We start from the raw sequence: 25,440 nt of genomic DNA, 5'->3' as shown, positions 1-25,440 counted from the left end.
CCGCGCAGGGCGAGATCACCATCGACTGACGCCCGGACACCGCCGGGCGACCGCACTCGGCGGTGCACGGTGGTCGGGCCCCACACCACTGCTTCGGCGACCGGTCCTGTTCCGGCGCCGGCTCAGCATGCCCTTTTTGAGAGGAAGTCATGAGTACGAACCAGCCCGCACCGGAGGCATCCGCACAGGCAAGCGGCGGCGTACCGGATACGCGTCAGCTGAACTCGATCCTGATCGCCGTCTCCGTCGCGCTGATGGCCGTCATCGCGTCGGTGTCCGGGCTGAACGTCGCCCAGACCCACATGGCCGTCGAGTTCGGCGCATCGCAGGGCACCATCCTGTGGATCATCAACATCTACACCCTGGCTCTGGCCGCGCTGCTGCTGCCGCTCGGCGCCATCGGTGACCGGCTGGGCCGCAAGCCCATGCTGATCGCCGGACTGGTCGTCTTCGGCGCCGCAAGCGTCGCGGCCGGCCTGGCCCCGACCGCCGAGGTCATGCTGGCCGCGCGCGTGGCCTGCGGTGTCGGCGCAGCGATGATCATGCCGATCACCCTCGCCGTCATCACCTCCACCTTTCCCGAGGAACAGCGCGGCAAGGGGATCGGCGTGTGGACCGGCGTCGCCGGGGGCGGCGGCATCCTGGGCATGTTCCTCTCCGCGCTCCTGGTCGATGTCGCCGACTGGCGCTGGCTGTTCGTCCTGCCCGTCGCCCTGGTCGTCGTCGCCCTGGCCATGACCCTGAAGTCGGTTCCCAACTCCCGCGAGCACTCCGCGCACAGTTTCGACACCGTCGGCGCGCTGGTCTCCACCGTCGCCGTGGTAGGCCTCATCTTCGTCCTGCAGGAGGGCCCCGAGCGCGGCTGGACGGCACCCGCGACGCTGATCGGCCTCGCCGTCGGCCTCGTCGCCGCTCTCGGCTTCGTGGCCTGGGAACTGCACCGCCGCGACGCCGCGCTGCTGGACGTGCGGCTGTTCCGGGAGCGGGGCCTGGCCGGCGGCTCGATCACGCTGCTGGTGGTCTTCGGTGTCCAGGCGGGCATCGCCGTGGTCCTCTTCCCGTTCTTCCAGGCTGTGCTCGGCTGGTCGGGCCTGCTGTCCACGGTGGCACTGATGCCCATGGCCGTCATGATGATGATGACCTCCGGCCTGGCCCCCAAGCTGGCCGCGGGCGTCGGATCCCGCTCGACCATGGCCGTGGGCATCGCGCTGGCCGGCGCCGGACTGGCCCTCATGGCCTTGTTCGTCTCCGTCGACGGCGGCTATCCGACCATCCTGCCCGGCATGCTCGCCATGGGCGTCGGCATGGGCCTGTCCATGACGCCTTCCACCGAGGCCATCACCGGCTCACTGCCGCGTGAGCAGCAGGGCGTCGCCTCCGCGCTGAACGACGTCACCCGCGAGTTCGGCACCGCCCTCGGCGTCGCCCTGCTCGGTGCGCTGCTGTCCGCCGGATACCGCAACGCCATCGACGACCGACTGCACGGCATCCCCCAGGGGCCCGCGGACACCGCCCGCGAAGGCATCGCCAACGCCGTCGAGGTCGCGGGCGGCACCGGCTCGCATGCGCATGACCTCATCCACGCCGCCCAGCAGTCCTTCGTCGACGGATGGCAGCAGGCCATGTGGGCCGGTGTTGCCGTCATGGGCGCCCTGTTCGTGTACATCGCCCTGCGCGGGCCGAGGAACGACGCCCCCGCCGCGGACGACGACGCCCAGGCCACCGAGGCCGTCGCCGCCCGGTGACCGGGTAAGAACGGAACGGACGGCATGCGGAACATCCATGACTGAGCGGGCGTCAGGCATCCTGAGGCAGCGATGCCTGACGCCCGCCGTGGGGTCGACGACGAGGTAGTCGTCGTCGCCGTCACCGTCGATGCCGGCGAACTGCACTTCACTCTCACCGGCTCCCGCGGGCCCCTGGGCGATGACGCCGAGGCCGGTCCAGGCGGTGATGCCCTTGGTGAAGGGGCCGTCGTTGCGCCAGCCCCGCGCGCGGCCGTCGGTGTGGTCCACGACGAGGTAGTCGTTGCGCCAGGCCTCGACCTCGCCCTTGGGGCCGACGAGGAGATAGTCGTCGTCGCCGTCACCGTCGAGGTCCGCGAAGGTCACGCTCCGCGCGTTGTTCGAGGCGTCGAGCTTGTGGTCGCCGTAGACGCCCACCTTTCTTGAAGCCGTTCTCGTTGTCCGTGCGGGTGGCGACGTCGTCGTTCTGCCACCAGGTCGCGGTGCCGGCCGAGCCGATCACGAAGTAGTCGGCGTCACGGTCGGTGTCGGCGTCGGCGAACTGCACGGCCGCACCGCCCGTGCCGGTGCCCGTCGCGATCTTCCCGATCGACTTCCAGCCCTCGCGCAGGTCCCCGGCCACGCTCTTGTTGAGCCAGGCTTCGGTCGACCCGTCGCCGTACGTGATCGAGTCGCCCACCGGCAGCAGGCGCACCGACGAGGGGCGCAGCCCGCCCCAGTCCCTCATCGCCTCGTCGAGCAGGTCCGTCAGATCCTCAAGCTGGTGGCCGATCGCATCGGTCCCCTCGGCGGCCGGGGCACCGAGCCATCTGTTGATCCAGGGCACCCTGCCCCTGATCCAGGTACCGAGATCCTTGATGTGCAGGGCGAGATTGGCCTTCGCCCACGGGCTGAGGTACTTCTCCCACAGGAAGCCACCCGACAGCCCGAGCACCCCGCCGATGATGATGTCCCTGGTTGCCTTGGGGGTACCCAGGGTTCCGTTGAACGCGTGCGCCACGAGCGGCGTCACTATGCCGGTGACGACACCCTGGAGGGGGTGCAGATCACCGGAACGGTCGCGGCGCCCACCCCGGTGGCCGTCATGGCGCCGATGCACAGCATCCTGAGCCCGTACCCCGAGGTCCAGCCGATCAGCCCGGCGGCGATCCCCGACCACCAACTGGTCGTGGTGACCTCCCCCGCCTGGATGGTGAAGGCCAGCCCGGCGTCGTCAGAGGTCATCGCCACGGAGCCGTCGAAGTCCGACCACTTCGAGGTGTCGACGACTGCGCTGCTCACTTCTTCTTTGAGGGCCGCCTTGAGGGCGTTGCCCAGTCCGCCGTGCTCCTCGATGTCCTGCTGTATCTCCGGCACGATGTCCCGCATGACGTCGGGATCTATGCCAAGGTCGGTGGCCTTGAGGGTGAGGACGAAATCCTCGCTGACCCCTCGGTCGTCCGCTGCCACCGGGGATATCAGGCCGACGAACACAGCCACCACGATGGACAGGACGGGGGCCACACGGCCGGTCGATCTTCGCGTGGTCACACGCACCTCCGAATCGGGGAGTTGATCGTCTCCGACCCGGACGAGTGCAGCCTGAATGTTTCATTGACCCCGGGGTGTTCAGGGGAGTTGGGTGACCTGACGCCCCGGCAGCAGAAAGGCACCGTGAACCTGCAAGGATGCGAGTGTCCATGACGTCGTCTACGGCGCCGCACCGCTGGTTTCGACAAGGAACCTCGTCAGTGCAAACAGGATCAGGAGATCAAGTGTCATCATGGGGATCGCCCACGCCGGATAATGCGGCACGAGCATGAACTGGGTGATCAGGCTTGTCGCCGCCATCGCTGCGCCGACCCCGCGCCCCCAGCTCTTGTCCGCCAGGACCCCCAGGCCGGCTACGAGGAGCACCACACCGATGACGAGGTGGATCACGCCCCAGGTGGTCAGGTCGAACCAGTAGGTGTACCCGGCCGAGGTGGCGAACAGGGTGTCCTGCGCGACGCCGGATACGCCCATGAGGATGCTGAGCGCCCCGCTGAGCGTCATCATGGCCCCGGCGGCCAAGGAGGCGCCGCTGACTGCTGTGGCGCTCTGACCTCGCTGTGTCCTGCTGGGTATCGTTGCCATGGCCATCGCCTCCTTGCGCGGCAGCGCGGCCGGCGACGCACCGTGGTCACACTGAGCGGGCCACGCCTCCCTGCCAGGATCGCCGTGATCGGTCGGTATCGCGACTGCGATCACGGGCACGGCCACAGGGCCCCCGGCCGCCCGAAGGCAGCGGGCCGACACTGTCGCGTCCGCTCGGTCGGCCGGTCAGCGTTTTTCATACGGGTCGGACGGTTCGTCGACCTGTTTGACCGTCATCGCGTCCAGCTCCGGGGGCCAGGCCGCCGGCGAGCCCAGCCGGCCCTTGGGGTGCCAGGTGCCCGTGACCGTCACCCACGTGTCTGTCGCCGGGGCGCCCGCGCCGCGGACCCGCACCTTGCTCGTGGTCGCGTCGGCCGCGCAGCACGACACCAGCAGCCGGGTGACGTACCAGGCGGCGTCGTCCCCGCGGCTGACGAAGCCGGTCAACCGGACCGTACGGCCCGTCAGAGAGTGCTCCCTGTCGTAGATGGCGCGGGAGCTGAACTCGGCCACGCTGAGGGCCACCGGATCCACGGCGGGCAGCGCCGGGAAGGTGCCGACGCCCTGCGCCGCGCGCTGGGCGTCCTCCCGGGCCGCGCTGTAGGAGCCGAGAGCGGGCGGCGGGAAAAGCAGCAGGGCGGTGGCGGGGAGGGCGAGCAGCCAGGCGAGGCGAGGGCCGGACGTATGGGCGTGATCGGTCACATGGTCGTGCGGGTCGTCGTCCGGGACCTCCCGTGCGGCTCTCACTCCCGCGACCACCCCCAGCAGTGCCAGCAGCGCCCCGGACGCGATCAGATACGGCCGCAGCCCGGGCTGCACGTACCGCAGATACAGGACGCTGAACAGGGAGATCCTCAGCACCGCGGCACCCACCAGCAGCAACAGCACGGCCGGCCCGTACCGCCTCACAGCAGCCACCACCCCACGAGCACACTGCTCGCGAGTGCGATCACCCAGGTCACCGTCGAGAACCGGACGGCGAAGGCCCGGCCGAACGTGCCCGCCTGAAGCGCCATCAGCTTCAGGTCGACCATCGGTCCGACGACCATGAAAGCCAGCCGTGCGGTGGGGGAGAACCCGCTGAGCGAGGCGGCCACGAATGCGTCGGCCTCACTGCACACGCACAGCACCACGGCGAGCAGCGCCAGCAGCAGGACGGACACCCAGGCCGATCCCGTGAAGAGGTCGAGGACCGAGCGCGGCACCGCGATGTTGAAACTCGCAGCGGCCGCCGAGCCGAGCACGAGGAACCCTCCGGCATGCAGGAAGTCGTGCTGCAGCCCCCTCATGAAGGCAGCCGCGCCGGATGATCCGGGTTCGGTCGTACGCGGCTTCGGCAGGTGCAACCACTCTTGGCGACCGAAGCGTGCCCACAGCCAGCCCATCACCACGGCCGTAGCGAGAGAGGCCACGAGCCGGGCGGCCACCATCAACGGTTGCCCGGGGAACGCGATCGACGTGGCGACCAGGACCACCGGGTTGATGGCGGGCGCGGAGAGCAGGAAGGCGAGCGCGGCGGCGGGGGCCACCCCCCGCCGCATCAGACTGCCGGCCACCGGCACGGACGCGCACTCGCAACCCGGCAGGACGACGCCGGCCGCGCCCGCGACGGGGACGGCGAGCGCCGGGTTGCGCGGCAGCAGGCGGCTGAAGACGCGCGCGGGCACAAAGGCGCCGATGGCCGCGGAGACGAGCGTGCCGAGCAGCAGGAACGGGACGCCCTGGACGGTGACGGCCGTGAAGACCGTCCACCAGGCGGCGACGGGCGGGGTGTAGAAGTCGAGCGCGAGCATCGGCCCGAGCACGCTTGCGACCGTGACGATCGCGGTGAACGCGAGGCCGCCGAGGACGACGTAGACGAGCGTCCGCACGACGAGGCGCACGGCGTCGCCTGGCCCGCCTCGCACGTCCGCGTATTCTTGTTCGTTCACGCCACTCGCTTCGCTGTACGACACCACGGACGTGCCGCACACCAGCGGTGGCGGCTGTGCGCCGCCCGGCCCCCGGCCCGCAGAGAGCCTGGGGTCACGGCTGCGCCGAGCCCAGAGTAGGGCATCTCAAGGCGCCGGAGCATGCCGCGCGGTGTGGCCCGAACCCCCCTCCGAGCCGGGCGGCCCCATGTGTTCCGGGCCGGGGAGCCGTGGTGTTCCACGCTGCGTCGAAGGGAATTTGGTCTGGACCTCTTGACGTCGACTCGCTGTGATCGCTAGGTTCCTGTAAGTCAGGAGCACGGATGCGGACGCAAAGCCATGAACATGTGGCATCGCCGGCGTGGTCAAGGCCAGTGGGGGGATATGTAGTGTTACAGGTGCCGAGTGGCGTCGCGGAACGAATCGTTGTGGCCCTGGGAGAAGTTGCGCCGGATGTGCCGTGCGCATGCCCCATCGGGGCGGAACCGCCGTCGCCGCCTGCGTCCGACCGGACCTGTTTCCCCTGCTGGATGCCGACTTCCTGTCATCATCCACGCTGATCTCTGACGTCTCGCTTGCAGGCGTTCAGTTGGCATGCCCGCAACTGCGCGCCGATGTGCAGCGACGGAAGCGGCGCTCTTGTCACGGCCTGGCCGCCGGACCTCGTCCCCCGTGGCCGTCACTCATGTGGCGCCGGGTGCCGCGGTCTGCCCTGGCCCGTCCGCCCTGCGGAGTCAACGCGCACCTTCGCGTGTGCAACTTCCCGTCGTCGGCCGGTACTCCCTTCGCATGACCGAGTTCGTAGGACTACGCCATACGGAAAGGGTTCTCATGGCAACGCACGCTGACCTCACGCTGTCCCAGAAGTTCGACATGGACGGGTTTGTCGAAACGGGTCGTCTTCTCTCACCGTCGGAGGTCGACACTTACCGGGACATCTACGGCCGCTTTCTGAGCGGGGAGATCGAGAGCGGTGACAAGCGCTCCGACCTCGGGTCACATGTACCGCGCCGGAACGAGGCGCAGGAGAACATCACCCAGATCATGTGGCCGTCCGCCCTGCACAAGCCGCTGCTGGACATGCCGTTGCACGCCCGAGCGCTCGACATGGCCAAGACGCTGATCGGTGACGACGCCGTTCTCGACTTCGACATGCTGATTCACAAGGCCGCGCACACCCACGTGCCGACACCGTGGCACCAGGACGCGGCCTACTGGATCGACCTGCCCGATACACGCGCCGTCTCGATCTGGGTGGCGCTGGACGACGCCGTCCTCGACAACGGCTGCATGTGGTATGTCCAGGGCTCCCACAAACAGCCACTGCGCAGGCACTATCCGACCAGTGACGGCAAGAACATCCAGTGCGATGGCGCCGAGGACGAACCCGGCGCGACCCCCGTACCGCTCGCGGCCGGCCAGGGTGTCGCACACTCCGGCACCACGCCGCACTACTCCCGAGGCAACGCCACGGACTCCGTGCGCCGTGCCTACATCCTCGCCTTCCGGCCGGCCGAGATGCTCCGGCTCGAACGGGAGCGCGGCTTCGACGTCGGCCTGACGGAGAACGTACGCGTGATACGCAATTCCGAGGCCGCAGAGGACCACCGTCCGCAGCGCTGAATCCGGAGTATGAGACAGTGACTCCTCGTGATCCACAGTTGGCCGGAATAATCGTCGTCAACGAGCGATACTTCCCTGACAGCGAGCACGTTCCGGCACATGTCGGCGCGACCTCGTTCGCCCGTTCCATAGTGCGGTGCCTGCAACGGGCCGGACTGTCCGCAGGGGGCATCCTCTACAAGCGCGACGAGGAACTGGCCGCGCCCCGAGTGCACTTCGAACGCCGGTCCGGCGTCCTGTGCGCGATCCTCCGCTTCCACTTCGACATGCCCGAGGGTGCGGTGAGCCGCGCCATCGCCGAAGCGGCCGAGCACCTGCTGGCCGAGCACAATGTGGACAGCCCGGCGATGCTCTACTACCAGACCGATGCCCTCCTGGGCTTCCACCCGGAGGAATTCGCCTGCTGCGTGACCCACCACGGGCCGTTCGTCTACGACTTCATCGGCACCTTTACCGCGCCCGCCACCGAACGGGCCTTCGGCAGCGCCACCAAGGCACTGCACCTGCTGAAATACCAGGAGCTGGGGCTGGACAAGGTGCGCACCAGCGACCGCATGTTCGTCCTGCAACACTCGCACCTGCAGCGAAGAGTCCTGGTCGGACGGGGTGTCGATGAAACACGTATCCGTGCGGTGCGGCCGCCCATCCCGCTGCTGGAGGCGACCGAGCTGCTCCAGGACCCGCAGTTGCAGGAATTCATCGACGATGCCGAGCTGTTGTTGTTCACCGCGGTGGCGCGACTGGACTACTTCAAGAACGTCGAACTCCTCGTGGACGCCGGTGTGCAGGCGCGCGACCGGGGAATCCCGCTGCGCATTCTGGTCGTCGGCGACGACCACGACGACCACACCATGCGGGAAGGGCTGCGGGCGCGGGTTCCGGGCAGACACCGCGCGGAATTTCTGGCCGTCGGGAAACTCGCCAAGCCGCAACTGCACGCGCTGTTCCGCCAGGTGCGGAAGAACGGCATCTTCGTCTGCCCCTCACGGTACGAAACCCTGGGCATCACCCCGTTGGAGGCGGCGCTCTCCGGGGTCTGCACCCTGATGACCGACGCCGAAACGGTCGAAGCGCGCAGGTTCTTTCCTGCTGAGCACCGCTTCACACCCACCATCAACGCGCTGGTGGATGCGGTCGAGCGGATACACACCGGCCATCTGACGATCGAGCAGCTGGCCAAGGAGCTTCAGGACAGCATGTCAGCCGAGATATCCGAGGAGAACTTCGCACGTGATGCACTCAGCGCCTGGGGCCACTTCTCCCGCGTCGTGCACCAGTCCACCGCCCCGCCCGTGGCTGACCGGGTGTCATGAGAGCCCGCCGCGGCGCCGGACCGTCCGGCGCGGCGCTGCGGCGACGGCCCGCGTCGTACGCTCAGCTCGCCGGGAACCAGTCGATCATGGCCTGGTACTCCGCGGCCGGAGTGCCGTCGCGCGACGCCCAGATGTCCGCGCTGTGCCGCTCCTCCCAGCTCAGGTGCCGGGCGTTCACCGCGTCGACGAAGTCCGCGGCGAGCCGGGCCGCCTCGTAGAGGTCCTGGTCGGTGCTCTGCCCACTGGCTCCGACGATCTGGCCGCGGACCTGCGCAGAGTACCCGTAGCGAAAGCCTCCGGCGCCCAGCAGATGCGGATCCACGTGCACGGCCTCGCCGTTGGTGCGGCCGAGTCGGCGGTGCGCGCCGGCCTTGGCGGCCGCGTTGGGCAGGAAGGTATGACCCAGATCGCCGATGACCACTGCCCCGAGCACCGCTTCCTCGTTCCGCTCCCAGGGGCCCGCGGTGGCGTCCATCAGGACGAAGGCCATGGCGGCCCGAGGGTAGGTGCCGCGCGGCACATGTGTCTCGTCCGCGGTGTGGTGGTGCCAGATGCTGGCTGCCCGGCGCAGTCCGGCCGCCAGGAGCACGGCGTCGAGTTCGGCGTCGTCGAGAACGTATCCGTACGGATTGCGGCGGTGTGCCACCCGGACCTTCAGCCCGTCGGGCGAGAGGGCTTCGCCATCGGCCATACCAACCTCCAAGTCGCTTGCAGGCTTAGGGAATTGGAAGGATGTCTGGTCCGGTCCCGGGCAACGGAAACCCCTTGTGGCCGAGATCACTCCACCCGGTGGCTCCGCCGCCCACTACTGCGAAGGTGTTTGCCATGACGATCCGACGTTCCACGGACGCCGCACCGGCCCCGGTCCGGCTGAGCGGCGCTGTGATGACCCATCCGTCCCGGAGCAGCGCGGCCCGGCGGCTCGCGGAGCTGGACCCGGCGGGCCGGGTCCAGGTGGTGACGGACCCCGAGCCGGACGGGCCGCCGACGGCCCTGCGCTCCGCCGCCCTCGCCTGGCAGAGCGTGGGCCCGGAGGCCACCCACCACCTGGTGCTCCAGGACGACGTGGTGCTCGCCGAGGGCTTCTACCCCTACGCCGAGCGGGTCGCGGCGGCCGTGCGCCACGAGGCCGTGGCCTTCTACGCGGGCTGGGAGGGCCGCACCGGCGCTGCCGTGCGGCTGGCGGCACTGGCGGGCCGGGAATGGACGTACGCCGTGGAAGAGCACACACCCTGCCTGGCCCTGATGCTGCCCGCCGAGGTGGCCCGCGGCTATCCGGCATTCGCGGCCGAACACGGTAACGGCTGGCCCTACGACGTGGTGATGCAGCGCTACCTGAACTCGCTCGGTGTACCGATCCGGGTGTCCGTGCCCGGCACGGTGGACCACAGCGAAGTGCCCAGCATCGCCGGGAACAGCACACACGGCTGGCGGCAGGCGGCGGTGTTCACCAGTCGTGCGGCGGAACCCGCCGCCTACGACTGCGCACAGTTCGCGGTCGTGCCCTTCTACCAGTACGGCGACGCCCGCACGGCGATACGCCGACGCGCGCAGGAGCAGTGGGCGTACATCGAGACCGAACGCTATCTGCGGCGCCTGGGGCTGGCCGAGCACTGCCGCACCGCCTTGGCGGCGGCCGATACGGCTAAGCTGCCCGGGCAGGTGGCCCAGGGCGTCTGGGAGACGGCCTTCGCGATGGGTGTCGTGGTCGCCCGGGTCTCCGGCGAGGCTCCGGCCGTAAAGACACTGCGCACCGTGATGGACTCGCTGGGACCCGGCGGTCTGTGCGAGGACTACACAGCCGAGGAACTGCGCGAGCTGATCCCGCCCATCCGGGACCTGGCGATGACCGCGTTCGGGGAAGGGCACCGTGCCGAGCCGGCCGGGGCGCCTCCGGCGCAGGGGCCCCGGTTGGCCGTCACCGGCGGTGACGGAGGCTTCGGACGACAACTGGCCGGACTTCTGGGCGACTTTGGCTACCGGAGCACGCATGTGCCCGCGCCGGTCGATGCCGGGCAGCTGGACGACACCGCCTGCATGGTGCACCTGGGCGACCCCACGTCCGGAGCCGGCCCGCTCTCGGAGGTGCTGTCGGCCGCGCAGAAGGCGAGTGTCGTGCGGTTCGTCCATGTCAGCTCGGCCGCGGTCTACCGGGGTGAGGACGACGATCACCTCGTCACCGAGTCCTCGGTGAGCGAGCCGCCCGCCGATCCGGAGGCGGCGGCGTGGTGGCAGCAGGAGGAGCAGTGCCGCCGCTGGGGCGCGGAGAACGGGGTCGTCGTCCAGGTACTGCGGTCAGCCGAGGTGGTGGGGGCCGGCGTGCTGACCGAGGGAGCTGCCGCGCGGTCGATGCTCCGTGCCTGGACCCGGCGTCCGCTGCCGCTCGACCGCAGCCGCCGGCATCAGGTGCTCGACCACCGGGACCTGGCCGGGGCCGTCCACGCCGTGCTGTCCGCCGCTCCGCGGCAACCGGTCCTCAACGTCGCCTCCGAGGTCTACGGTGAGGAGGAACTGGCCGAGCTGGTCGCACTGCTCGCCCGTCGGACTCCCTGGGAGGAGACACCCGGTTCCGGCGTGCGGCAGGGCATCATGGCGACCGGTCTGATCGAGTCCGAGCTGGAGTGGCGGCCTTCGGCACCGGTCGTCGGGGGGTTGCGGGCGCTGGCGCAGTGGCTGGCCTGCGACATCCATGACCCGGTCACCGGACTTCCGCAGACCGGTGGCGACCCGGTCATCGGACTTCCGCAGACCGGTGGCGACCCGCTCGCCGGACTTTTGCAGAACGGCAGCGATGTCTGAGCAGAAATCCATGGCACGGCCCGGGGAACAGCAGCCCGCGGAGGGCCTGTTCTCCCGTTCCTACCTGGCCGCCACGGTCACCTTCGCCGCGACGATGTTCCTCACCGGCTTCGCCGCGCTGGCCGTGGTTCCCACCCTGCCGACGGCGGCCGAGGCCCTGGACGGGGTCTCTCTGTTCCCGTTGGTGGCGGGCTGCTTCGTGGCGGCCAGCCTGCTCGGCGGCGTCGTGGGCGGGAACTGGGCCGACCGGTCCGGGGCGCGCCGGCCGCTGGCCACCGGCATGGTGCTGACCGTGATCACCCTGCTGGTGGCCGCCACCAGCACGTCCGTGTGGCAGCTCGCGGCCGGGCGTTTCCTCGACGGTCTGGCAGCCGGGATGGTCGCGGTGTCGGTCAACACCGCCATCGGCGAGGCCTACCCGTCCCGGCTGCGTCCCCGCGCGCTGGCCCTGATGAGCGCCAGCTGGATCGTCCCGTCCCTGACGGGCCCGCCACTGGCCGGGCTGGTGACCGAATGGTGGTCGTGGCGCGGCGTGTTCTACGGCCTGGCCGCGCTGACGCTGGTACCCGCGCTCGCGCTGGTGGCCGTGCTGCGGCGCGGGCGTACCTGGGCGGTGGACGAGCCGTCCGACGAGCCCGCGCCGCGCCCGGCGCTGCTGATCGCTGCGGCGGTGAGCGTCGGCGCGGCACTGGGCCAGTACGGGGTGTCGGGTTGGAACGTCCAGCACGCTCTGTTCGCCGCCGTGGGGCTGGTTCTTCTGGTGGCTTTGGCTCCTCGGCTGCTGCCCGCCGGAACCTGGCGGGCCCGCGGGGGACTGCCGGTCACCGTGCTGTTGCGCGGTCTGGGGTCGGGGGTGTTCTTCACCCTGGAGGCGTTCGTCCCACTGATGCTGGTGGCCGAGAGGGAGGTGTCCGCGCTGATCATCGGTCTGGTCTTCACCAGCGCCTCCGTGGTGTGGGCGGGTGCCTCCTGGGTTCAGGGCCGGGTGCTGGAGGGCTGGCCGCGGCACCGGCTGGTCCGGCTCGGCGCCGTGGTGCAGACGGTCGCGGTCGCGGTTGCGGTCGTCGGCACGCTCCCCGGTGTCCCGTCCCTCACCGCTGCCGCCGCGATGCCCTTGGCCGCCATCGGTATGGGCATGCTGGAGCCGTCCCTCATCGTGTTGTCCCTCGCGCACAGCCGGCCGGGCCGGCGGGGCCATGCCGGCGCGGCCATGCAGACCAACCAGAACCTCGGGCAGATAGGGGTGCTGGGACTGTCCACCCTCGTGCTCAACCTCTGCTGGGCGGCCGGTTCGACCGGGCCGGCGGGCTATGGCGCGGCCTTCGCCGTCCTCCTCCTGCCCAGCGCGTTGATCGTGCTGTTCGCCGGGCGTACGCGCAACTGACCGGTGCGCGTGCCCACGAGCCATCCCCTGGTGCGGCACCCATTCCGCCCCACTCACCGAGACCGAAAGAAAGGGGACATTGTGCGCAATGATCTGGTCGTCATAGGGCTCGGTTATGTCGGACTGCCGCTCGCGCTGGAGGCGTGCAGATCCGGACTGACCGTCACGGGACTGGACCGCGACCCCGTGACGGTGGCCCGGCTCAACGCCGGCAGGTCCCACGTCGACGACATCGACGACGCGGCGGTCGCCGACATGATCGCGGCGGGTTTCACCGCGACCACCGACGAACAGGCGATCGCCGACGCCGCCACGGTCGTGGTGTGCGTGCCGACCCCGTTGTCCGCACACGGCGGGCCCGACCTGGCCATGGTGGAGAGCGCATGCGAGGCGATCGCTCGCCACCTCCGCCCCGGCACCCTCGTGGTGCTGGAGTCGACCACCTATCCGGGCACCACCGACGAGGTGGTGCGTCCGATCCTGGAACGCTCGGGCCTGACCGCCGGGACCGACTTCTCCATGGCCTTCTCCCCGGAGCGGGTCGACCCGGGCAATCGGCTCTACGGCATCCGGAACACTCCCAAGATCGTCGGCGGGCACACCCCCGACTGCACCGCGGCCGCGGCCACCTTCTACGGCAAGTTCGTCGACAAGGTCGTCCAGGCGGTCGGCACCCGTGAGGCCGAGATGGCCAAGCTGATCGAGAACACCTACCGGCACGTCAACATCGCGCTTGTCAATGAGATGGCGGTGTTCTGCAACGAGCTGGGGATCGACCTGTGGGACTCGATCGACTGCGCGGCGACCAAGCCCTTCGGCTTCCAGGCGTTCCGGCCCGGCCCTGGCGTCGGTGGCCACTGCATCCCCATCGACCCGAACTACCTCGCCCACAAGGTCCGGACGCTTGGCTACCCCTTCCGGATGGTCGAACTCGCCCAGGAGATCAACACCCGGATGCCCCGGTACGTCGTGGAGCGTGCCCAGCGCCTCCTCGACCGGTCCGGCCAGACCCTCGGCGGGGCGGAGGTGCTGCTGCTGGGCGTGACGTACAAGGCCGACATCGCCGACCAGCGGGAAACGGCGGCCCGTCACGTGGTGCGGCGGCTGCGCGCGCTGAACGCGCGGGTGTCGTTCCACGACCCCTATGTGTCGGTCTGGGACGTCGACGGAACCCCGGTTCCCTCCGCACTGTCCGACCTGCCCCGCGCCCTGGCCCGAGCGGACCTGGTGATCCTGCTCCAGCGGCACGCCGCCTACGACCTCGACGAGATCGGACGGCATGCCCGGCTGCTGCTCGACACCCGTGGCACCGCCGCCCCACAGGCCCACGTCGAACGCCTGTGAAACCGCCCGGACAGCCATTCCCTGCCCTCACACCTCAGGAGTAACTTCATGTGCGGAATAGCCGGTTGGGTCGACTTCGCGCGCGATCTCACACGGGAGCAGCAGATCGCACAGGCGATGACAGCCACGATGACGCGCCGTGGCCCGGACGCCGGGGGCCTCTGGCTCGGGACGCATGCCGCGCTGGGGCACCGGCGGCTGTCCGTCATCGACCTTGAGGGCGGCTGCCAGCCGATGGCGGCCGACGACGGCGCGGCTCCCGGCGCCGCCCTGACCTACAGCGGCGAGACCTACAACTTCATGGAGTTGCGCACCCAGCTCCAGTCCCTGGGACACCACTTCCGGACCCGCAGCGACACCGAGGTGGTGCTGCGCGCCTACCAGGAGTGGGGACCCGACCTCGTGCACCGCCTCCAGGGCATCTACGCGTTCGCCGTCTGGGACGAACGCAGCGAGGAACTGCTGCTGGTCCGCGACCGGATGGGCGTCAAGCCGCTCTACTATGCGACCACCCCCACCGGAGTGCTGTTCGGCTCCGAGCCCAAAGCCATCCTCGCGCACCCCGACTTCCCGGCGGTGATGGACATCGACGGGCTGCGCGACGTCCTGTCGGTCGCCAAGGTGCCCGGCCATGCGATCTTCCGCGGGCTGCGCGAGGTTCCGCCGGGCTGCACCGTCCGCGTCACCCGGGCCGGCGCCGTGGAGCAGTGCTACTGGCGCCTGAGGGTGGCCGAACACACCGATTCCCTGGAACGCACCATCGGCACCGTCCGCGAGATGCTCGAAACCATCGTCGCCCAGCAGATGGTGGCCGATGTGCCGCTGTGCACTCTGCTCTCCGGCGGCCTGGACTCCGGCTCCCTCACCGCGCTCGCCGCCGACATCTCCCGCGCGCAGGGACCGGGCGGCATCCGTTCCTGCTCGGTCAGCGACGCGGACCCCACCCATCGGAGCACCACACCGGCCAACGACGATCACGTCTACGCCCGGATACTGGCGGAGCACGTCGGCTCGCAGCACAGTGAACTCCCCTTGAAAACCGCCGACTTGCTCGACCCGGAGCTGCGGGCTTCGGTGCTGGCCGGCTACGACCTGCCGATCGCCAAGGGTGACGAACACGCCTCGCTGCACCTGCTGTTCGCGGGAGTGCGCCGGCACTCCACCGTCGCGCTCTCCGGGGAGTGCGGCGACGAGGTCTTCGGCGGCTACCGCTGGCAGCGCGAGTCCGGCTCGGTCTTCTCCGGCACCTTCCCCTGGGTGCACGACGGCCGGAACGCCTACCGGGGCAACGATGTCGTCTTCGCCCCCGACCTGCTCGCCAAGCTGGACCTGGACACCTACGAACGCGACTGCCACAGCAGCGCGGTGGCGGAGATCGCTGCAAGCGACCACATCGCCGACCCGGCCGAGGCGCGCTACCGGGAGGTCACCTATCTGGCGCTCACCCGCCATGCCCAGGTGCTGTTCGACCGCAAGGACCGAATGAGCATGGCCTGCGGCCTGGAGGTCCGGGTTCCCTTCGCGGATCACCGGCTCGTGCAGTACACCTTCAACGTTCCGTGGGCCATGAAGACCTTCGACGGGCGGGAGAAGAGCCTGCTGCGGGCCGCGATGCGGGATCTCCTGCCGGAGGCCGTGGCCCAGCGGATCAAGGCGCCCTACCCCTCCATCCGGGACGACGCCTACGACCGTGGCCTGCGCGAACGGCTCGTGGAGGTGGTCCGCGCCGAAGACGGGCCGCTCGCCCCGCTGCTGTCGGAGGAGTTGCGGAAGGCGGTGGCCGGTAGGGGAGCCGCCGCCCTTGAGCAGGGCACGAGCCGGGCGGCCCTTGAGACGACGCTCCAACTGGACGCCTGGCTGCGCGCCTACGGCGTGCGCATGACCATCTGACCGCCGTCCGCCCGGCGCGATGCGCATGCCTGTCACGTCGGGAACCGGGGCGCATGATCGTCAGCTTTCGGTGTCGAGCCGGACCTGATCGATGCCTTCGTCCAGAAAGGTGATCAGGTTCTCGGCCTCGGCGCGGACGGCTTCCTGTTCCGGGGCGGTGAGGGGGCGCAGGGGACTGACACGAAGGTGCCGGCTGCGCACGGTCCAGGTTGCGGTGACACGTCCGTCGACAAGGACCGTGCGGTGCCCTGCGACGGACAGACCGAGGTGAGGTGCGTCGATGATGCGGCTTCGGTCGGCGTAGCCGAGGATGGCATTGTCGAAGGCCGGCAGGAACCGGACGGGGGCCGGGGTGTCGGGGTGGGGGCGAGGTGCGTCGGGCAGATCGAGCAGTTCGCGGCCGCGTTCGTCGCGGAAGACGACGAGTTCTTCCCGTGCGGCTTCGACAGCGGCGGGCAGTCCGGCGAGGCCGCACCAGGCGCGTAGATCCGCACTGGCGGCGGGCCCGTAGGCGGCGAGGTAGCGGCGCAGCAGCCGCTGCCCGACGGGATCGCTGTCCCCGGCGGGCAGCGGGTCGATGTCCCGTTCCAGCCAGGTGGCCAACGGCAGGTTGCGTACGCCGGCGGTCCGGTGCCACAGGCCGCGGGGCGGGAGTTGGGCCATGGGGATCAGGGCGGCGACAAGCAACTCGCCCAGTGCCCGGCGTGGTGGACCGGGCCAGCGGTCTTCGACGGCTTGTACCAGCTCACTCATGGTGCGGGGCTGCTGGTCGGCCATGGCCGCGCGGCCGGCGGCGGCGACCTCGTCCAGGTCGATGCCGGCCAGTTCGCGCCGATAGGTGCCCAGCACTCGCCCGCGCAGCATGGTGTCGTGACGGGCCCGCCAGGCGAGCGCGTCGTCGGAGGTGACGAGGTGGACGGTGCGGCGCATCAGATGGGTGCGCACCACGGTGCGACCGGTGAGCGCTTCGTCCAGTTGCGCGGGTGTGAAGTCGGCCAGGCGGGACCACAGCCCGATGAACGGCTCGTGGGGCTCTTGCGCCTGTAGGCCGCACAGATGGGCCACCGCCTCGGGCATGGATGTGTCGCCGCGTGTGAGCAGGTGCTGGCGGGCGAGGGTGGCGCGGTTGAGGGCGCGGTTGTCGAGGACGGTCATGGCGTCAGGCTGCGGCCGGCTCGTGGGACCGGCGTCGGCGCAGGCCCGTGCGGGTGAGGGAGACGCCCGCGGTGTCCACGACAGTGTTGCCCGCGTCGAGCGCCTGGTGGATCGTGCCCACGCAGTCGTCGTGATCCGGGTTGCCCCTCTTGCCGGACATCATGGTGCCCAGGCAGCAGGCGCTGACTTCGATGCCGGTCCGTTCCGGCTTCCGCATCCGCATGGTGACCCTCTTCTTTTCGCTGCTGTACGTGTCCGGTGCCCGCGCCGTCCGGGCCGCCCGTGTGGCTGCGGCGGCCCGGACGGCGCAGGCATGTCAGGTCGGCTGGTTCAGCCGTTGTAGGGGGCCGCGACGTCCAGGACCCAGGTGACGCCGAAGCGGTCGGTGAGCATGCCGTACAGCGGCGCCCACTGCGCGGGCTCCAGCGGACGCACGATGGTCGAGCCGTCGGCGAGCTTGCCCCACAGGGCGCTGATCTCCTCGGTGTTGTCACCGCGTACGGAGACGAAGAACGGGTTCTCGCCCTGGTTCCAGGGCAGTTGCGAGGGCACGTCGTAGGCCATGACGTGGAAGCCGTTGTCGCCGGCCACCTCGCCCCACATCACCCACTCCGCCTCGCTCTCGTGCTGCACGGCGCCCGCGTCCTTGTAGGTGACCGCGACAGTACGTCCGCCGAAGACGGACCGGTAGCAGTCCAGCGCCTCGCGTGCGGCGCCCCGGAAGTTCAGATGAGTGGTGGTGGTGACGGACATGGCCTGCTCCCAACCTCGATGTGATGTATGCGCCGTCGGCCGTCCAAGCCCGGGTGGCGGCTGCCGTGACCAGGAGCGGTGCCTCCCGAACGGCTCGTGCACCACCATGGCGTAGGTAGAGGACAGGTTGTGTCCTGTACTTCGGCTCTGGAGAGCGCAAGTTGTTGAAGATGGAAGTCGTTATCGATTACTGTCTGGTTGCCGCATCGGCGGCCGCGTGTGCGGCGGCAGGGGAGGGGATCTCATGACCTTGGCAGGCCGGGCGTCCGGTGACGGGAAGTTCAGCGCGGAGCGGGATCGGTGCATGGGGGCGGGACAGTGTGTGCTCGCCGCGCCGGCCGTCTTCGACCAGGACGAGAAGGACGGGCTCGTGCTCGTCCTCGACGAGAGGCCACCGGTGTCCCAGTCGGACGCCGTGCACGAGGCCGTTCGGGCATGCCCGTCCGGCGCTCTCGTCCTCAGGTAGCCCGGCAACCGTCCCATGGCCCCGGGGCCGGTGCGGCTCTTCGGTACGCCCGCCCGTCCTCCACCGGCCGCCGGTCTTCGTGCCGGCCTCGGTTCACGCGCCGCGAATGTCTCCCGGCGCCCCGGTCCAGTTCAGCAGAACGTCAAGGAGAAGCATGTCCAGACAGTTCGATCGCCGTACCTTCCTCCGCCGCGGCGCGGCGGGAGCCGCCGCCATGGCGGTGGGGCCCGGCCTGCTGGCGGCGTGCTCCACCGAGGAGCCCGGCGCCGACCGGAAGCCGGGATCCGGTTCCTCGCCCCGTTCGGGCGGCACCCTGCGAGCCGCCTTCGTCGGAGGGGGTGCCTCCGAGACGCTGGACTTCTTCAACGGCCCGTCCGCACTGGATCTGGTGCGTGCCCGTGCCTGGCACGGCACCCTGGGCAACCTCGATCCCAGCGGGCCCGACGGGGTGCGCTACGGCGTGCTCAAGGGCATCGACATCTCCAAGGATCTGTCGACGTACACGCTGCACGTGCGGCCCGGCGTCCGCTTCACGGACGGCTCCGAGCTGACCTCCGCCGACATCCTGCACTCGCTGAGCGTCCTCGCGGGCAAGAGCACACTGCCCGTGTACCGGCTCGCCGCCGCGAACTTCGACCTCGCGCACGCCAAGGCGGACGGTGACCTGAAGGTCGTACTGCCCACCCTCAGGCCCATCGCGGACGGCCGCATGATCCTCTGCCAGGGCAACTTCCTCGTCGTCAAGGACGGCACCAAGAGCTTCCGCAAGGGCATGCCCAGTTGCGGGCCCTTCCGGCTCACCGAGTTCACGGCAGGTCAGGGATCGGCGTTCGAGCGCTTCGACGACCACTACGGCCATGTGCCTCGCCTGGACGGTCTGGAGCTGCGGTCGATCGCGGACTCGACTGCCAGGGCCGGGGCGCTCACGAGCGGTGAGATCGACTTCGCCCACGACCTCTCACCCGTCACCGCACGCACCCTCGCGGACCATGCGACGGTCCAGCTCGTCCCGACGAAGAGCCCCTACCTGGTGGGGCTCTCCTTCCAGATGAACATGAGCGTCGAGCCGTTCGACGATCCACAGGTGAGGGAGGCGTTCAAGCTCGCGGTCGACCGTAAGGCCATGGTGGAGACGGTCTTCTACGGAAACGCCGAGATCGGCAACGACCTGCCGTCCCTGGGCTTCCCCGACTACGCGGAGAGCCTGCCCCAGCGGGCCCACGACCCGGAGCGGGCCCGGCGGCTCCTCAAGAAGGCCGGCGCCGACGGGATGAAGGTCCGGCTGACGACCGGCCCCGAGACGCCGGGCATGGTGGAGATGGCCACGCTCTTCGTGGAGGACCTGAAGAAGGCCGGCGTCCAGGCGTCGCTGCGTGAACTGCCCGCAGGGCAGCTCTACGCCGACTTCGCCGCCTACGCGGCGCTGCCGCTGGCCGGTTCGTACCAGATGCCCATCCCCGCGCTGTCGACCTACCAGATGAGCACGGCGGGCGGATCGCCGTCGGCGTTCGGCTGGAAGGAGTCGCAGACCGACACCCTGGTGGCGAAGGCCCGCGCCGAGAGCGACCAGTCCGAGGCGAAGCGGCTGGGCACGCAGGCGCAGCGCACGCGCTGGGAGGAGGGCAACCAGGTGCTGCCGGTCTTCAAGCCGAATCTGAACGCCCAGGCCAAGGGGGTCGACGGAATACGCGACGATCTCTTCGAACAGTTCCCCGGCTTCTCCCAGGCGTCCCTGGCGTGAACCTGCTCGCGTTCGCCGGCCGTCGCCTCGCGGGGGCGGCCGTCCTGCTGGTCCTGCTGTCGGCCGCGATCTTCGCGGCCACGGCCGTCCTTCCGGGAGACGCCGTCAGCGCGGTCGCCGGTGTGGACGCCTCCGAGGGGCAACGCGCCGACGTCCGTGCCGAACTCGGTCTGGACCGGCCCGCCGCCGAGCGGTACGCGTCCTGGGCGGCCGACGCCCTCCGAGGGGATCTGGGACATGGCTTCGTCGGGGAGCGACCGGTCACCGAAGTCCTCGCCACCCGCCTGCCCAACAGCCTGCTGCTCGCGGGACTGACCCTCGCGGTCACCGCACCGCTCGCCACGCTGCTGGGCCTGTGGACCGGGCTGCGCGGCGGCGGCGCAGACCGCCTGGTCTCGACCTGCGCTCAAGTTCTGGCGGCCGTACCCGAGTTCGTCATCGCGGCGCTGCTCATCGCGGTACTGGCGGTATGGCTTGAGGTCCTTCCGCGTGTCTCCGTCATCCCCCTCGGAGGCACCCCGCTCGACGTGCCGCGCGCCCTGGTCCTGCCCGTACTGACGCTCAGCGCGGTCGGCCTCGCCGTCGCCACCAGACTGCTGCGCGTTTCCGTCGCGGACGCGGCGGCCACACCGTACTGCGAAGCGGCGCGACTCAATGGCGTCCGCGGGGTGCGGCTCGCGGTGCGTCACATCCTTCCCCATGCCGCAGGGCCCGCGGTGCAGGCGCTCACCCTCACCACGGGGGCGCTGGTCGGCTCCGCCGTGGTGGTGGAGAACGTGTTCGACTACCCGGGCATCGGCCGGGAACTGCAACTGGCCGTCGCCGCACGGGACGTGCCGATGGTGCAGGGCATCGCCACCGCCCTCGTCGCGGTGATGCTCGCGGTGCTCCTGCTGGGCGACATCTGCGCGCGTCTGCTCGGCGCGCGGGAGAGGCACGGGCGATGACCACCGTCCTGACACCTCGGCGGCGGGACCGTCCGGCCGGTCACCGCACACCGCGCCGCCGCCGGCCGCCCCTGCTGATGGGCGCGGGAACGCTGCTCGTCGTCCTGCTTGCCCTGCTGGGCCCGCTGGCCGCTCCGCACAGCCCCACCGCGCAGCTCGCGGCGCCCTTCCAGCAGCCGGACGGACATTTTCTCCTCGGCACCGACGTGCTGGGCCGGGACGTGGCGAGCCGGGTGCTCAGCGGCGGCCGGACCATCGTGCTCACCGCGCTCGCGGGAACGGCGGCCGCCGGTGCCGTCGGGCTGTCCGCCGGCGTCCTGGCGGCCATGGTGTCCCGCCGACTGGGCGACCTGATGGTGCGCTGTGTCGACGCCCTGGCCGTACTCCCGGCTCTCCTGATCGTCCTCGTCCTGGCCGCCGGTTTCCCCGGCAGCGACACGGCCGTCGTGGCAGCCGTCGCCCTGGCCACCGCCCCCTTCTCCACCAGGGTGTTGCGCGCCGCGGCGGACACCGTCCTGACCAGTGGGTACGTCGAGGCCGCCCTGGCCCGGGGCGACACCCGGCGGGCCGTACTGCGCCACGACGTGCTGCCCAACATCGCCGGACCGGCCCTGGTGGACACCGCGCTGCGCCTGGTCGCCTCCCTGCATCTCACCGCCACCGCGGGGTTCCTCGGACTCGGCCGGGTCGGAGCTGCGCCCGACTGGGGGCGCATGGTGAGCGAGAACGTTCCCGGGGCGACGCTGGCCGCCACGCCGTTCCTCGCCCCGGCCCTGCTGCTCGTGCTGCTGTCCGTGTGCGTCGGTCAGCTGGCCGGACGGCTGGCGGACACGGTGGGGCGGGGGGCCGCATGACCGGCCACCTGCCCGGCCGCCCGTCCGGAACCGCCCCGCTCGCCGAGATCAGCGGATTGACACTCGGTCCGGCGACCGGCGGTCCGCCCGTCCTGCACGATGCCGGCCTGTCGGTTTCGCGCGGGCAGGTCCTTGGGGTCGTGGGCAGGTCGGGCTCAGGCAAGAGCACTCTGGCGTACAGCCTGCTGGGGCATGTCCGTCCGGGCCTTGAGGTCCGTGGCGGAACCGTCCGGGTGGCCGGCCTGGATCCGTTCGACCGCGGGGGCGCCCGCCGCCTGCGGGGGCGAGTGGTGTCGTTCCTGGGCCAGGACCCCGCCTCGTCACTCAACCCGGCGCTTCGGATCGGCACGCAGATCGCCGAGGCGGTGCGCCTGCGCTCGTCCGCGCACCGTTCGACCGACGTCCGGGCGCGGGTCGAGGAGCTGTTGCTGTCCGTGCGGCTCCCGGCCGACCGGACCTTCCAGCGACGGCTGCCGCGCCAGCTCTCGGGAGGACAGGCCCAACGCGTGGCCCTCGCTGTCGCGTTGGCGGGCACGCCCAGCCTGCTGGTCCTGGACGAACCCACCAGCAGCCTGGACACGGTTCTGGCGGCCGGGATGCGGAGGCTGCTGGGCGAGGTCCTGGCCGGCGGGGACCGCTCCGCGTTGCTGGTCAGCCACGACCCGGCGTGGATCGCGTCCGTGGCGGACGATGTGATCCGTCTGGAGGCGGGCCGGATCGCCGCGGGCGGCGTACCGAAGGCGCCGATGCCTGTGCCGCCGCCGGCCGGTATCGCCGGCCCCCGCCGGGGGAACCCGCGGAGCGTTGCCTCCGCCGTCGTCGGAGAGTTGACCGTACAAGGGCTGGCCGCCGCGCACGGCCGCGTCGCCGTGCTGCACGACATCTCCCTCACCGCACCGGCGGGCTGCTGCACCGCCGTGGTGGGTCCCTCGGGGTCCGGGAAGACCACCCTCGCCCGATGTCTCGCGGGACTCCACCGGCCCACGCGGGGCAGTGTCGAGTGGCGGGAGCGCGGCGCGGAGCGAGGAGGCGGCACCCCGGTACAACTCGTCGCGCAGGACGCGCGCGGCGCCCTCAACCCACGGGAATCCGTACGCACCGCACTCTTGCGGCCCCTCACGGGCGTGGGGCGCCGGTCGGCCCAGGACGCGGCGCACGAAGCCGTACGGCTGCTGGGCCGGGTCGGACTGGACCCGGATGTGCTGGTGCGCCGTCCGGGGGAGTTGTCGGGAGGCCAGCGGCAGCGCGTCGCACTGGCCCGGACGCTGGCCGCCCGGCCAAGCGTCCTGGTGTGCGACGAGATCACCTCGGCGTTGGACCCGGAGACGGCGAGCGGGATTCTGGATCTGCTGGACTCGCTGCGGCGGACGCTGGGACTGACGGTCGTGATGGTGACACACGACCTGGCAGCCGTGGCACGCCACGCGGAGCGGGTCGTCGTCCTGGACAAGGGGCGGGTGGCCGAGGCCGGCCCGGTCGACCGGGTGCTGGTGGCCCCGGAACACCCGGTCACCCGGGAACTGCTCGCCTGCGCCGACCGTCCTGTCTCCCCGGTGCCGGAGCAGCGGTGAGCGGGCGGCGGGTGCGGAGCCTCTTACCTCCGCCGGGGGGAGCGCAACGCCCACCGGGCGCTCCCCCCGGCCGCGCCTCACCGCCGGAGCAGCAGAGCCAGCGCCGCCTTGTCGACCTTCCCGACGGCGGTGAGCGGAAGAGCGGGAACCTGGACGACCTCGTCCGGGGCCTTGTAACTGGCGAGCCCGCGCTCCTTCAGGTGGATGGCCACTTCTCGCACGCCCAGGGACGCGCCCGCGCAGACGACGAAGGCGACGGACCGCTCACCCCAGCGCTCGTCCGGCACGCCGACCAGGGCCGCCGCGGTGATGGCCGGATGCGTCAGCAACTGCTCCTCCACCTCGACCGCGGGAATCTTCTCGCCGCCACGGTTGATCTGGTCCTTGATCCGCCCCACCACCACGAGGTGCCCGGTCGGCAGACGCCGCACCACGTCACCGGACCGGTAGTAGCCGTCCGGGGTGAAGGCCGTGCGGTTGTGTGCCTCGGCCCGGTAGTAGCCGCGCAGCGTGTACGGGCCCCGGGTGAGCAGTTCACCCGCCGTGCCGTCCGGGACCGGCTTGCCGTCCGCGTCCACCACCACCACGTCGTCGTCCGGCGAGACGGGCCGGCCCTGTGTGGTGCACACGAGGTCGTCCGGGTCGTCGAGTCGAGTGAGGTTGATCAGCCCTTCGGCCATGCCGAAGACCTGTTGCACGCTCACTGCGAGCGCCGGCCCCAGCTTGCGCGCGTGGTCCTCCGGCAGCCGTGCCCCGCCGACCTGCACCACCGCGAGGCTCCCGAGGTCCCAGGCGCCGGAGGCGGCTTCGTCCATCCAGTGGGGAACGAGCGGCGGAGTCAGGGAGGTCATGGTCACGCGCTCCCGCTCGATGAGGGCGAACGCCGTCTGCGGACTGGGGTCCGGCGCGATGACGACGGTTCCTCCGGCCATCAGGGTGCCCAGCACACCGGGGCAGGCGAAGGTGAAGTTGAATCCGATCGGCAGGACCGCCAAGTACACGGCCTGTGCGTCGAGCGCGCAGATGCCGGCGCAGGCGCGGGCGTTGTAGGCGTAGTCGTCGTGTGTCCGCGGGATGAGTTTGGGGAGTCCCGTGGTGCCGCCGGACAGCAGCAGCAGGGCGAGATCGGCGGGGTCCGCTCCGCCGGCGCCGGAGTCAGGGCCGGACACGGACGAGGCGTCCACCCGCAGCGCGTCGAACGGGACGAAGCGGTCGTACGGGCCGGGGTCGCCGACCACGATGACATGCCGCAGCGAGCTGCCCGGCCCCTGCTCCGCCCGTACGTCGTTCATCAGTTCCCGGTGGTCGAACCTGGCGTGCAGGTCGGGCACCACACAGGCCACGGCGCCGGCCAGTCGCACCAGATGGCCGATCTCCCGGCGCCGGTGGCCGGGCATGGCGTGCACCGGAACCGCCCCGAGTCGCTGCAGCGCGAACCAGACGAGCAGGAACTCGGCGCAGTTGGGGAGCTGGACCACCACGCGGTCGCCCCGCCCGATCCCCAGCCGGCGCAGTCCGACGGCGACACGGTCGGCCTCGGTGTCCAGGTCCGCGTAGGTCCACCGCCGGTCGCCGTCGACCAGGGCGACGCGCCCGCCATGGCCGGCGGCCGCCCGCCGCAGGCGGGCACCGAAGGTCACCCCCTCCCAGTGGCCGGCGGCCCGGTAGCGCGCCGATTCGGCCTCGGACCAGGTCGGTTGAGTCTCGGTCATGCAGGTCTCCGCCTCTCATTGCCGGGCCTTGGGCTCTGGCGCCGGGCCCGTCATATGACTACGATGTGAAGTATAGAAATGATAATCGTTTCTATCTAAGTGTTTCGGCCCTGCGCGC

The 25,440-nt window shown here is 70.7% G+C and carries 23 protein-coding genes; 13 read left to right on the top strand and 10 right to left on the bottom strand.

The window, feature by feature from the left end; all coding sequences use genetic code 11:
- Positions 1 to 149 precede the first annotated feature (149 nt).
- Together ACFYTE_RS19465 and ACFYTE_RS19460 are read left to right on the top strand one after the other, a co-directional pair.
- Positions 150 to 1,745 (top strand): MFS transporter, encoded by a 1,596-nt coding sequence (locus ACFYTE_RS19465; RefSeq protein ID WP_388711534.1) that lies wholly within the window; start codon positions 150 to 152, stop codon positions 1,743 to 1,745.
- 72 nt (positions 1,746 to 1,817) lie between these two features.
- Positions 1,818 to 2,171 (top strand): hypothetical protein, encoded by a 354-nt coding sequence (locus ACFYTE_RS19460; RefSeq protein WP_388711531.1) that lies wholly within the window; start codon positions 1,818 to 1,820, stop codon positions 2,169 to 2,171.
- Here ACFYTE_RS19460 and ACFYTE_RS19455 read toward each other — a convergent pair.
- The 5 genes from ACFYTE_RS19455 to ACFYTE_RS19435 all read right to left on the bottom strand — a co-directional run bounded on the left by ACFYTE_RS19455 (position 2,086) and on the right by ACFYTE_RS19435 (position 5,791).
- On the bottom strand, positions 2,086 to 2,745 hold the full coding sequence (locus ACFYTE_RS19455; RefSeq protein ID WP_388711528.1) for a hypothetical protein: 660 nt from the start codon (positions 2,743 to 2,745) through the stop codon (positions 2,086 to 2,088). The genes ACFYTE_RS19460 and ACFYTE_RS19455 overlap by 86 nt on opposite strands.
- 11 nt (positions 2,746 to 2,756) lie before the next feature.
- Positions 2,757 to 3,275 carry a hypothetical protein gene (locus ACFYTE_RS19450; RefSeq protein ID WP_388711526.1) on the bottom strand — a complete coding sequence of 173 codons (519 nt, stop codon included), beginning with the start codon at positions 3,273 to 3,275 and terminating at the stop codon, positions 2,757 to 2,759.
- 159 nt (positions 3,276 to 3,434) lie between these two features.
- A complete protein-coding gene (locus ACFYTE_RS19445) occupies positions 3,435 to 3,860 on the bottom strand; it encodes a hypothetical protein (protein ID WP_388711523.1) in 426 nt (141 codons plus the stop codon).
- A gap of 186 nt (positions 3,861 to 4,046) precedes the next feature.
- Complete coding sequence (locus tag ACFYTE_RS19440; RefSeq protein ID WP_388711632.1) at positions 4,047 to 4,769, bottom strand: TIGR03943 family putative permease subunit; 723 nt, start codon at positions 4,767 to 4,769, stop codon at positions 4,047 to 4,049.
- Positions 4,766 to 5,791, bottom strand: a complete 1,026-nt coding sequence (locus ACFYTE_RS19435) for a permease (RefSeq protein ID WP_388711520.1) — start codon at positions 5,789 to 5,791, stop codon at positions 4,766 to 4,768. The genes ACFYTE_RS19440 and ACFYTE_RS19435 overlap by 4 nt, the downstream gene beginning before the upstream one ends.
- 810 nt (positions 5,792 to 6,601) lie before the next feature.
- Between ACFYTE_RS19435 and ACFYTE_RS19430 the strand changes: the two genes are divergently transcribed.
- Positions 6,602 to 7,393, top strand: coding sequence for a phytanoyl-CoA dioxygenase family protein (locus tag ACFYTE_RS19430; RefSeq protein WP_388711517.1), 792 nt, complete (start codon positions 6,602 to 6,604; stop codon positions 7,391 to 7,393).
- Between the two features lie 17 nt (positions 7,394 to 7,410).
- Positions 7,411 to 8,706 carry a glycosyltransferase gene (locus ACFYTE_RS19425; RefSeq protein WP_388711514.1) on the top strand — a complete coding sequence of 432 codons (1,296 nt, stop codon included), beginning with the start codon at positions 7,411 to 7,413 and terminating at the stop codon, positions 8,704 to 8,706.
- Positions 8,707 to 8,767: 61 nt separating this feature from the next.
- Here ACFYTE_RS19425 and ACFYTE_RS19420 read toward each other — a convergent pair whose 3' ends face one another.
- Positions 8,768 to 9,397, bottom strand: a complete 630-nt coding sequence (locus tag ACFYTE_RS19420) for a hypothetical protein (protein ID WP_388711511.1) — start codon at positions 9,395 to 9,397, stop codon at positions 8,768 to 8,770.
- A 134-nt stretch (positions 9,398 to 9,531) separates the two neighbouring features.
- On the opposite strand from ACFYTE_RS19420, the gene ACFYTE_RS19415 reads away from it, so the two are divergent.
- The 4 genes from ACFYTE_RS19415 to asnB all read left to right on the top strand — a co-directional run bounded on the left by ACFYTE_RS19415 (position 9,532) and on the right by asnB (position 16,123).
- Positions 9,532 to 11,505 (top strand): NAD-dependent epimerase/dehydratase family protein, encoded by a 1,974-nt coding sequence (locus ACFYTE_RS19415; protein WP_388711508.1) that lies wholly within the window; start codon positions 9,532 to 9,534, stop codon positions 11,503 to 11,505.
- Complete coding sequence (locus ACFYTE_RS19410; RefSeq protein ID WP_388711505.1) at positions 11,498 to 12,889, top strand: MFS transporter; 1,392 nt, start codon at positions 11,498 to 11,500, stop codon at positions 12,887 to 12,889. The genes ACFYTE_RS19415 and ACFYTE_RS19410 overlap by 8 nt, the downstream gene beginning before the upstream one ends.
- Before the next feature lie 81 nt (positions 12,890 to 12,970).
- Positions 12,971 to 14,233, top strand: a complete 1,263-nt coding sequence (locus ACFYTE_RS19405) for a nucleotide sugar dehydrogenase (RefSeq protein ID WP_388711502.1) — start codon at positions 12,971 to 12,973, stop codon at positions 14,231 to 14,233.
- A 48-nt stretch (positions 14,234 to 14,281) separates the two neighbouring features.
- On the top strand, positions 14,282 to 16,123 hold the full coding sequence (gene asnB, locus ACFYTE_RS19400) for an asparagine synthase (glutamine-hydrolyzing) (RefSeq protein WP_388711499.1): 1,842 nt from the start codon (positions 14,282 to 14,284) through the stop codon (positions 16,121 to 16,123).
- A gap of 60 nt (positions 16,124 to 16,183) precedes the next feature.
- Here the strand turns inward: asnB and ACFYTE_RS19395 are convergent, their stop codons facing one another.
- The 3 genes from ACFYTE_RS19395 to ACFYTE_RS19385 form a co-directional block, all read right to left on the bottom strand.
- Positions 16,184 to 17,278, bottom strand: coding sequence for a winged helix DNA-binding domain-containing protein (locus ACFYTE_RS19395; RefSeq protein WP_388711496.1), 1,095 nt, complete (start codon positions 17,276 to 17,278; stop codon positions 16,184 to 16,186).
- 4 nt (positions 17,279 to 17,282) lie between these two features.
- Positions 17,283 to 17,501, bottom strand: coding sequence for a hypothetical protein (locus tag ACFYTE_RS19390; protein ID WP_388711493.1), 219 nt, complete (start codon positions 17,499 to 17,501; stop codon positions 17,283 to 17,285).
- 107 nt (positions 17,502 to 17,608) lie between these two features.
- A complete protein-coding gene (locus tag ACFYTE_RS19385; RefSeq protein WP_388711489.1) occupies positions 17,609 to 18,031 on the bottom strand; it encodes a VOC family protein in 423 nt (140 codons plus the stop codon).
- A gap of 244 nt (positions 18,032 to 18,275) precedes the next feature.
- Between ACFYTE_RS19385 and ACFYTE_RS19380 the strand changes: the two genes are divergently transcribed.
- The 5 genes from ACFYTE_RS19380 (at position 18,276) to ACFYTE_RS19360 (ending at position 23,610) form a co-directional block, all read left to right on the top strand.
- Positions 18,276 to 18,497 (top strand): ferredoxin, encoded by a 222-nt coding sequence (locus ACFYTE_RS19380; RefSeq protein ID WP_388711486.1) that lies wholly within the window; start codon positions 18,276 to 18,278, stop codon positions 18,495 to 18,497.
- Positions 18,498 to 18,651: 154 nt separating this feature from the next.
- The gene (locus tag ACFYTE_RS19375) at positions 18,652 to 20,238 is read left to right on the top strand and encodes an ABC transporter substrate-binding protein (RefSeq protein WP_388711483.1); all 1,587 of its coding nucleotides are present in this window, start codon (positions 18,652 to 18,654) and stop codon (positions 20,236 to 20,238) included.
- Entirely contained in the window at positions 20,235 to 21,185 is a 951-nt protein-coding gene (locus ACFYTE_RS19370; RefSeq protein WP_388711480.1) for an ABC transporter permease, read from the top strand. Before ACFYTE_RS19375 ends, ACFYTE_RS19370 begins: the two co-directional genes overlap by 4 nt.
- Positions 21,182 to 22,039, top strand: a complete 858-nt coding sequence (locus tag ACFYTE_RS19365) for an ABC transporter permease (protein ID WP_388711477.1) — start codon at positions 21,182 to 21,184, stop codon at positions 22,037 to 22,039. The genes ACFYTE_RS19370 and ACFYTE_RS19365 overlap by 4 nt, the downstream gene beginning before the upstream one ends.
- Complete coding sequence (locus tag ACFYTE_RS19360; RefSeq protein ID WP_388711474.1) at positions 22,036 to 23,610, top strand: ABC transporter ATP-binding protein; 1,575 nt, start codon at positions 22,036 to 22,038, stop codon at positions 23,608 to 23,610. Before ACFYTE_RS19365 ends, ACFYTE_RS19360 begins: the two co-directional genes overlap by 4 nt.
- A 77-nt stretch (positions 23,611 to 23,687) precedes the next feature.
- Here ACFYTE_RS19360 and ACFYTE_RS19355 read toward each other — a convergent pair whose 3' ends face one another.
- Positions 23,688 to 25,322 (bottom strand): (2,3-dihydroxybenzoyl)adenylate synthase, encoded by a 1,635-nt coding sequence (locus ACFYTE_RS19355; RefSeq protein WP_388711471.1) that lies wholly within the window; start codon positions 25,320 to 25,322, stop codon positions 23,688 to 23,690.
- Between the last annotated feature and the right edge of the window lie 118 nt (positions 25,323 to 25,440).

Origin of the sequence: Streptomyces sp. NPDC004629, from assembly GCF_042873595.1 — a bacterium.
Classification (GTDB): Bacteria; Actinomycetota; Actinomycetes; order Streptomycetales; family Streptomycetaceae; genus Streptomyces.
The sequence above is the reverse complement of the archived record's forward strand: the minus strand, read 5'-3'. Positions and strand labels throughout refer to the sequence as shown.